We start from the raw sequence: 8675 nt of genomic DNA on the forward strand, positions 1-8675 counted from the left end.
CCACCCTATGGCGGAGGCCGGCTGCCGGCTGCGGCGCTTTCCGGACACGCTCAGGAGGCGGATGTGAGGGCCCGCCGCCCCCAGGCGGTGCCGAACAGGACCAGCACGACGCCCGCGTAGCCGAGGGGCCCGAGGTGCTCGCCGCCGACGACGATGCCCGCGGCGGCCGCCCACAACGGCTCGGTGCCGAGCAGCAGGCCGACCCGGGACGGTGAGGTGCGGCGTACGGCCCACATCTGTACGAAGAAGGCGAAGAGGGTGCAGAAGACGGAGAGGAACGCCAGGCCGGCCCACTGCGCGGGGCCGAAGTCCGCCGCCGCGGCCCAGGGTGTCGCCCCCGTGCCCGGTACGGCGGCCAGCAGGGCGAAGACGAGCACGGCCCCGCCCAGCTGCACGGTGGTCAGCGACAGCGGGTCGGCGCCGCGGACGCCCTCCGAGCGGGCCATCAGCAGCACGTGCAGGGTCCGGGCGAGGGCGGCGCCGAGGATGAGCAGGTCACCGAGGCCGGGCGCGGTGAAGCCCGCGCCCTGGGTGAGCAGCACGACGCCGAGGACGGACAGCGCGGCGGCGCCGAGGAATCCGGCGGACGGTGCCCTCCGCTTCACCGCGGCATCGGCGAGCGGGGTGAAGATCATGGTCAGGCTGATGATCAGCCCGGCGTTGGTGGCCGAGGTGTGGACGACCCCGTAGGTCTCCAGCAGGAAGATCCCGCCGAGTACGAGCCCGAGCAGCCCGGCGCCGCGCAGCTGTGCGGGGGTGAGCGCGCGCAGCCGCGCCCACCCGGCGACGACGAGCACGGGCAGGACGAGCGCGAACCGCAGCACCAGTACGGCGATCACGGTGTGCGCGGTGGTGATCCCCTTGGCCGCGAGATAGCTCCCGCCCCACACGACGGCGACGGCCAGGACGGGCAGATCGGCGAGCCAGGCCCGGCGGGGTGCGGCGTGCAGGGTGGGCGAGGCGACGGCCACGGAGGTCTCCAACGTCACTGGGGAGGAGGTGGAGACATCGGCGGCTCGCACGGTTGCGGGGCACACCGTACCGGAGCCGATCATGCGGGGCGACCCGTTTCCGGGCCTCGCACCTCTGCCCCGTAGAGTCGGGCGCATGGCTGATCTTTACGCCGTGGATCTGGCGTTCGACCTGCTCGACACCACGCCCGACGCCGTACTCGCACAGGTGCGCCGCCACCTGACGGGGGACGGCCTGCTCTCGCCCCGCGGCCCGGCGTGGCACATAGGAGGGATGCTCGTGGGCGAGTTCGGCCCGGCGGAACGCGACGGCTGGGCCCTGACGGCCCGCCAGGAGATCCACGAGGACCAGCTCCCGGCCTTGGAGGACCTGCTGCTCCTCCTCACCCCGCACATCCGCCCGCCGGGCCCGGTCGGCCGCATCCGCCACCACGCCCACGAGTCCCCGGACCTCCTGGTCCTGCGCGAGGGCCGCGTGGTCCAACTGGCCCTGGACCGCCGGTAGCGGCGGCGCGGGCAGACGGCTTCGGGCGCGTGCCCGTCGAACCGGGTGGGGCCGGTCAGTCACCGACGGTGCCGAAGGAGGCCCGGCCCGTCGGCCGGTAGGTGTGGACGGCCGTCCCGACGGGCGTCGTACGGGAGGCTGTCAGCTCGTAGGCGGTCGGCAGCCCGCCGGTGGGGAACAGCCTCCTGCCGACCCCCAGCACCACGGGGAACACCAGCAGATTGATCTCGTCGACGAGGTCCCGTGCGAGCAGCCACTGCGCGAGCCGTCCGCTCCCGTGCACCTGCAACTCGCCCTCCAGCGCGTCCTTGACCCGGACGATCTCGCTCTGCAGGTTCTCCCCGTCGAGCACGGTCGCCGGCCCCCAGGCCGGCTCCTTCAGAGTGGTCGAGGCCACGTACTTGGGCAGCCGGTTCAGCCCACCCGCCACGGGGTCGGCGGGGTCGTCGTGCCGAGGCCAGTAGCCGGCGAAGATCTCGTACGTCCGCCGCCCGAGCAGGAACGCCCCGGCCCGCCCGAACACCTCGGTGATGAACTCCCCCATCCCCTCGTCGACGTACGGCGCGGCCCACCCGCCGTACTCGAACCCGTCACTGCGGTCCTCGTCGGGCCCGCCGGGCGCCTGCATCACGCCGTCCAGCGTCACGAAGGTGGTCAGTGTCAGCTCGGCCATGCCTCTGCGCTCCTTATAGGTGCCCGTCACCGATTGCAGCTCCCGGACTACCACGAACTCACCGCTGCGCCACGCAAGCACCGAGCTGCTCCGACCGGCATGTCCCCGCATACGAGCGTCCGACCCGGCCTCCGAAGCCGGGGCAAGAAGCAGAGCCCACCATGTGCGTCGAAGTAGTGCGTACGGCACTACAACGAACGGTGAGGGAAAACCCGACCCGTTTGGGAATCCGACGAGCCGACTGCCCCGCAACATCGCCTGAGGACCAGGACCACCCACCCCGGCCCAGGGCCTCCGCCGGGAAGACCTCGGCCTCGTCACCGGAACGGCCAGCGGCCTCACCCACCTGCCACAGAGCCCAGCACCAAGCCGTCGAAACGCTCAACGACGCACTCGGCGAGGCCGACGACGGCCCTGGCAACCCTCCCCCCTGCGGCCGCCGTCCGCTGGCATTGCCGGCCCCGTTGCCGTCAAACGCCCCTGAAGCCCCACCTTGGACTAGCCGAGGTAGGGCTTCAGGGTTATTTGATGATTTTAGGAAGAGTCGTCCATCGCGGCGTTAAATTACCCAACGCCTCATCATTCACCTACCAGTCGGATGTCAAGTTCTCCGAGATATCCCAGTTGCCCGGCATTCAAATCTCTGGGATTCAATCGCTGCAACGGATGGAGCAACTCTTTCCTCAGTGCGACCGAGTCGGAGATTTCGAGAATGGTGTGGAGTTGAGTCTCCCGAACTCGCACATCCTCTTCGATTGAGGCAGCAATTGCGAGCAATCGCACGACCGTATCAGCCTCTTCCTGGTCGAATAGGTGTGACCAGTCGCTCGCGTTCTCGGCACCTGCCGCTCACCCATCAGGGGGACTCCGAGATAATTCGCCTGACCAGCGCGACCACGCCCTCAGTTCCGACAGCCATCACAACCCCGGAAACTGTTTAGGCCATGGGATGTGGGTGGCATTTGCCGCATCAGGATTGAAGTTGGGGCTTCTCGGGCTGTGTACCTGTTCGTGGAACAGCTTTCCAGCTTCATCTTGTACTGGCGCCCAATCTGCACTCTGTAGGTCTCGCCCGTTGCCGAGTTGGATCCAGGAGGAGCTGTCCCGTCTGGACCGCGAATCCGAAGACGGACGGTCTTCATTGCATTATTCTTCCAGGTAAACTCAAGGCCGTACTGTGATCCACCATTCGAATGTGGCGTCAACTCTCGCACACCCGCGTCGTCGGGAACGATGCTCATCGGATCCTTCCCTCTCAGGTCGTATCCGCCGCAGTTGTGGACGAGTACTGGCGTAGCGCCTGCGAGCACATATTGATCCGAAACGCTTTGGGTTCAGGCTCGATGTCGGTGTGTGAGTACACCCGCAAGCGCGTCCGCGTCTACGGCAGCACCCGCAAAGAGGCCCTGGCCAAGCTCACCGAGAAGATCGCCACCAGCAACCACGGCGTCCCCACCCCCTCCGCGCAGGGCAGCGTCGCCACGTTCCTCACCTACTGGCTGAAGACCGTCGCCATCCATCGCCTCCGCGAGAACACCCACACCCGCTACACCGCCTGCACCCGCCTATACCTCATCCCCGGCCTCGGACGGAGGAAGCTCGCCAAGCTCACTGCCAAGGACGTCCGCACCTGGCTCGACCAACTCCGCACCACCTGCCAGTGCTGCGCACGCGGGCTCGACGCCGCCCGCGACCCCAACGCACCGGAGGCCGCCGGTCGGCCGCGCTGCTGCGCGATCGGAAAGTGCTGCGGCAAGCGGCTCTCCCCGCTGACGCTGACCTACGTCCGCTCTGTCCTCAAGTCCGCCCTGGAGCACGCCTTCCGCGAAGAGGAAATCCCCCGCAACGTCGCCCGCAACGTCCGCATGGGCACACCCGCCCCCGACGCTTCGAACCCCTCACCACCCAGGAAGCCCGAGCGTTCCTCGCCGCCACCCACGGCCACCGGCTGCACGCCCTGTTCGAGCTCGCCCTGCACACCGGGCTCCGCAGGGGCGAACTCCTCGGCCTGCGCTGGGAAGACCTCGACCTGGCCAGCGGAACCGCCAGCATCCGCCGCACCCTCCAGCGCACCAACTCCAGCGGCCTGACCGCCCTACCGACCAAGACCCAGAGCTCCGAACGGCGCATCGCCCTGCCCACACCATGCCTGCGCTCCCTCGAACAGCACCGCGACCAACAGCTACAGGAACGCGGAGCGGCGGGCACCGGCTGGAAGGACAGTGGGTACGTCTTCACGCGGCCCGACGGCAGCGCGATCGAGGGGGCCACGCTCACCCGGCACTTCAACACCCTTCTCCGCCGGGCCGCGCTCCGTCGGATCCGCTTTCACGACCTCCAGCACTCGGCGGCCACCCTCCTGCTGGAGCAGGGAGTCGAACTCGTCGTGATCAAGGAGCTGTTGGGCCATGCCCACATCGGGGTGACTGCGACGGTGTATGCCCACGTCCGACTCCGCCTCCAGCGCGACGCCATCAACCTCCTCGGCAACGCCCTCCGCCACCCCGCCGAACCCGCTCCCCGGCCCGACGGCGACGAACCGCCACTTTGTGCAGCATCCGTCCGCTGACGTTGCCGTCAACTACTGCCGTCAGACACCCCGGCGGCCCCATCGGAATCAAACCCGGTGGGGCCGCTGTAATTCTGAGAACTGTTATGGCGAAAGCGCCATAGCAGCCACTAACTTCCGGAAATCTGACCCGCCGGCGGGGACTCTCCCACGTCACCCGATCAGGGGATGGCTCCGCTTCAAATCAAGGAAGGTCGGGTCGGATCAGACGGATCCCACCCAGAGTTCCATGCCATTTGGGCTCCGTGAGCGTGGAAAAACTTCCTCTCCGAGGCGTAGATCGGATAAGCGCCAACAAGCTCTACCGAATCCTCGGCATCCTGTCCGGGCGAGAGAGCAAGATCAATCCTGCGGCCTACTGCCAGCCTGGAATCAGGTGCACCCAAGAGAAGGCTGCTCAAGCCGGAGCCTTCCACATATGGCTTCATGTAGCCGATGACCATCCCCGGATCAAAGGGACACAAGCCGCGCAAGGCGGCGACGGTGATAGCTGGAACCATCGCCCACCTCGGATCATCTGAATGCATGGTGATGCAAAGCTCGCGCCCTGAGGCCGGTGAATCCACCAATAGAGAGAGCCCGTAAGTGACTCCAGTAACGAATCCAGACTCCGGCTTGTCTGCGTATGTCACCGAGACGACCTGCCCGTCTGCCGGGACACGCGGCACAACTTCATGGATCTCTGGATCAGCTCCAAATGCAGAGCTCAAGCGCCCCACGAAGCGAGCGAACCGATCAGGACTACTAGACTGAACCATTTGAGCACCACCTTCTATCGCAACGGGCGGGATGACCCTCCATGAGGATCATCCCGCCCCAGCAGGCTTACGGAGAATGTATTGATCCTGGCGGCTGGAAGAAGTGCCCGTCGGCCGCATCCCACCATTCAGTCAGACCATGATCAATATACGAGTTAAACTCATCGAATCGACTCGCCGGAATTCGCCATTCAGTCAGCCCCTTGGTTAGCCCCATTGAATTTTCCAGCGGAAATTCCAGGCCTCTAAATGCCTCCCTGAATCCCGGCTTCATTGTGAAGACGTGCATCCCGAGATCGTGCCCGTTACCCGCATAGTGAGCCGCCCCCTCAGGAAGGTTGGACAGGTACGCCGTTGGGTGATCACCGGCATGATTGGCAGCATTTAGACCGTTTGCCTCACTAGCCTTATTACCCGCCCCAGGAGAGCGGTAAAGCGGAACCTGATCAGCCCCGTTGCAATTATGAACCAGGACTGGCGTGGCGCCGGCCAGCACATAGTACGTGTGCTGGCCAGGGCCCTCTCACCTGTGTTTATGCAGGTGAGAGGCGGTTCAAGGTTCCGCTGGCGTCCTTGGTTGTGCGGGGAGATCCGTGGTTGTTGCCGTCGCTACTGCCGTCAGCGGTGCCGACGGCGGGGGCGTTCACTGCCAGGCGCCGGGTTCAGCGTGGAGGGTGGCGCGGGTGGTGCGTTGGTAGAAGTCGTGGCCGGTCTGGGCACAGTGCTCGGCGATCCAGCGGGTCAACTCGTCCTCGGTGTGCACCTCGCCGGAGGTGGTGCCGCAGCCGTGGTCTTCTCCGGTGACGCAGACGGCCTCGAAGGCGGGCAGGGCCATGGAGTCCACGACGCTGGTCACGTGGTACTCGCGGAAGCGGTAACGCCTGTGCGCCGGAGCGTTGGTGGTGGCGTCAGGCATGGCCGGTCGCCCGTTCCTGCGGGTCCGCGATGCGCAGTCCACGCGACTCCGCCACCCGAAGCGCGTCGGTGAGGGCTTCGGTCAGCCGGCATGCCAGCCACCGGTACTCGGCGGCCGAGAGCATCTGGGCTCCGGAGGCCACGACTCGGCGAGCGTGCTCCAGAAGTTCCTGGCCCATGTCGAGCTGTACCTCTTCGATGCTGTCCGCGAGTGAGGAGAGGTAGCCCCTGCCGTCGGTGCTGAGGTAGCAGGGGTTCCCGTCCTGAGTGGTCCATGGCAGTAAGCGGGGACCGGTCACACCTGCTGCTGCGTCGTGAAGATCTCTGCGGCGCATGCGGTCCGCGTCGGTCCTCGATGTGCTCACCGTGCACCCCCACCTGGGTCGCCGAATGGAATACGGCGACCGTAGGGGCCGACTGTCCGTCACTCCATCCATGAGGCATGCCAGTTGACGACGGAGGGTGCCGGAAGTATGGCGTTGCGTGGTAGCTATCCGACGACCCCCAGGTAGGAGGCCATCTCCCGCATCTCCGTCGTGAGGGTGCGCTTGCGCTTACCCAGGATCTCCTGCATGGTCTCGGCGGCCATGTTCTGGTGCCGCATCCACTCGGGGGCTGCCTCCCGGGCGCGGGTCAGCTCATCCATGGCGGCCGACAGGTCCCCGGTCCGCGTGTGGGCGCGCGCCACGTCGAGGGTGAAGCGGTTCCCGTCGTTCGTGCTGGGCCTGCCCAAGCGTTTCCACGCCTTGGGCGACAACTCCTCTTGCTCGCCTGCCTTGCGCACCACGGCGCGCGCGTCCCCTACGACCATGGAGTCTTCGAGGGCCTTCATCGCGGCGGTGACCGGTCCGAAGACGGACCAGTGCCGGGAGACGTTGCGGTGCGACGTACCGACGGCGGCTGCCGCCACGCGGGCTGCCTTCCGGTATTCCTTGGCCGCATCCGGGCGGTTGTTGCGGGCAGCTGCGGCTGCGGCCTCCATGGCCAGACCGCCCCACACCGCGTAGTGGTCCGGCTCCGCCCCGGTGATCTTCGGTTCCACCGCGTCCATGCTCTGGGCTGCGATCCGCTCCGCCTCGTCCAGCCGGCCCTGCCGCACCAGCAGCCAGCACATACCTCCGACGCCCGAGCCTGCCGCGAGCATGTCCCCGGCCTGCCGGGCATCCATGATCGCACCGGCCAGGGCTGTGTAGGCGATGTCGTACTGCCGGACCTGGGTGAGGTAAGTGCCGGCCAGCCGCAGCGCCTCGGCTCGGGCCAGTAGGGCCTGCTGGTGCTCGTTTCCACTGTCGTAGTAGGCAACGGCCCTTGATGCATCGCGCAGCAGGTTCGGTAGTTGGGACGCGACGCTCTTGTAGCTGTCGGAGAAGTACAGGACCCGTGCGTCTGCCACCGTCCGGCTGAAGGCTCGCAGGTTGGGTTCCTCGCCCAACACTTCGGCGCCCTGGTCCACGAGCCCGACAGCCGGGGTGAGTACGGCGCGAAGCCGGATCAGGTTGACCCGGTTCGGTTCCTCCGTGCGGCCCACGGGTTCGGGGGCATCGGACGCCATCAGCGCGCCTGTGGTCACGCTCAGCGCGCGGGCCAGGGCGTGAAGGGTTTCCATCCGAACCGTTCCGCCTTGCTCGACCTTGCGCACCGTGCCCGGCGAGACGGCCGCGGCATGGGCAAGATCTTCCTGACTCATACCGGCCCGACGCCGGTACTTACGGACGTTGTCCGCCAGTTCCGTAGTCACAGCTGACCACCTCCAGCGCCACGGTACGCCGGTCCGACGAGTCAACCGAGGGCTATCCGGCAGATACCCGCCCGAAGCGGTGACCCACCACCGACTTGTGCCGAGCAGGGGGCCATCACCACGCAGGGCTGGCCCCGCCAGGATCAGGGCTGAGCGGGAGGGGTCCCTCGTCGGTCGGGCAGCTTCGCCGTACCAGGGTTCTCCGGGGGCCGCCAAGGCTCACCCCGTGACGCTTGCGCTCGGCCTTGGCGGCCCCCGGGGGTTCCTGGTATGCCTCCGGTGACCGGGCGACGAGGGACCCCTCCCGCGACCCCGACCGCCCATCACCACGGCGGAGCCGCACCTACATTCGGCCTCCTCCCCCTCGGAGAGAGGGCCGGGGCCTGGGGCAGAGCCCCAGAACAATCCACGCTGGCGACTCTTGCGCGCCCGGACCAGCGGGGCCGCCGGCAAGCGGGGCGGAGACAGGAGCGGGCGGCGGCCCCGAGGGGCCGGAGCGCGCGGGCCGCGTCAGCGGGCCGCCTTGATCAAGTAAAGAAACTCTGA

The 8675-nt window shown here is 67.3% G+C and carries 8 protein-coding genes and 2 pseudogenes; 2 read left to right on the forward strand and 8 right to left on the reverse strand.

Annotated elements, in window-relative coordinates; genetic code table 11:
* Positions 1 to 50: 50 nt before the first annotated feature.
* On the reverse strand, positions 51 to 989 hold the full coding sequence (locus AVW11_RS12725) for a DMT family transporter (protein WP_240528167.1): 939 nt from the start codon (positions 987 to 989) through the stop codon (positions 51 to 53).
* 118 nt (positions 990 to 1107) lie between these two features.
* Here AVW11_RS12725 and AVW11_RS12730 point away from each other — a divergent pair, with 118 nt between their 5' ends.
* The gene (locus tag AVW11_RS12730; RefSeq protein WP_143568836.1) at positions 1108 to 1476 is read left to right on the forward strand and encodes a hypothetical protein; all 369 of its coding nucleotides are present in this window, start codon (positions 1108 to 1110) and stop codon (positions 1474 to 1476) included.
* Positions 1477 to 1531: 55 nt separating this feature from the next.
* Here the strand turns inward: AVW11_RS12730 and AVW11_RS12735 are convergent, their stop codons facing one another.
* From AVW11_RS12735 to AVW11_RS39245, 3 genes and pseudogenes are all read right to left on the reverse strand, one after another.
* The gene (locus AVW11_RS12735) at positions 1532 to 2149 is read right to left on the reverse strand and encodes a dihydrofolate reductase family protein (RefSeq protein WP_076044032.1); all 618 of its coding nucleotides are present in this window, start codon (positions 2147 to 2149) and stop codon (positions 1532 to 1534) included.
* A 918-nt stretch (positions 2150 to 3067) separates the two neighbouring features.
* A complete protein-coding gene (locus AVW11_RS39240) occupies positions 3068 to 3238 on the reverse strand; it encodes a polymorphic toxin type 30 domain-containing protein (RefSeq protein WP_420856377.1) in 171 nt (56 codons plus the stop codon).
* Positions 3190 to 3390 (reverse strand): annotated as a pseudogene (locus tag AVW11_RS39245) (polymorphic toxin type 30 domain-containing protein); the annotation flags it as partial. The gene AVW11_RS39240 and the pseudogene AVW11_RS39245, both read right to left, overlap by 49 nt.
* A gap of 120 nt (positions 3391 to 3510) precedes the next feature.
* Here AVW11_RS39245 and AVW11_RS35775 point away from each other — a divergent pair.
* A pseudogene (locus tag AVW11_RS35775) lies at positions 3511 to 4718 on the forward strand (tyrosine-type recombinase/integrase); the annotation flags it as partial.
* A 179-nt stretch (positions 4719 to 4897) separates the two neighbouring features.
* On the opposite strand, the gene AVW11_RS39250 reads toward AVW11_RS35775, so the two are convergent.
* From AVW11_RS39250 to AVW11_RS12770, 4 genes are all read right to left on the reverse strand, one after another.
* Positions 4898 to 5476, reverse strand: a complete 579-nt coding sequence (locus tag AVW11_RS39250) for a suppressor of fused domain protein (RefSeq protein ID WP_078857939.1) — start codon at positions 5474 to 5476, stop codon at positions 4898 to 4900.
* Between the two features lie 643 nt (positions 5477 to 6119).
* A complete protein-coding gene (locus AVW11_RS12760; RefSeq protein WP_076044035.1) occupies positions 6120 to 6392 on the reverse strand; it encodes a DUF7848 domain-containing protein in 273 nt (90 codons plus the stop codon).
* Positions 6385 to 6726 carry a hypothetical protein gene (locus tag AVW11_RS12765; RefSeq protein WP_076044041.1) on the reverse strand — a complete coding sequence of 114 codons (342 nt, stop codon included), beginning with the start codon at positions 6724 to 6726 and terminating at the stop codon, positions 6385 to 6387. Before AVW11_RS12765 ends, AVW11_RS12760 begins: the two co-directional genes overlap by 8 nt.
* A gap of 155 nt (positions 6727 to 6881) precedes the next feature.
* Complete coding sequence (locus AVW11_RS12770; protein WP_240528168.1) at positions 6882 to 8078, reverse strand: helix-turn-helix domain-containing protein; 1197 nt, start codon at positions 8076 to 8078, stop codon at positions 6882 to 6884.
* Positions 8079 to 8675 lie beyond the last annotated feature (597 nt).

The organism is Streptomyces amritsarensis (genome assembly GCF_001953875.1).
Lineage (GTDB): Bacteria > Actinomycetota > Actinomycetes > Streptomycetales > Streptomycetaceae > Streptomyces > Streptomyces amritsarensis.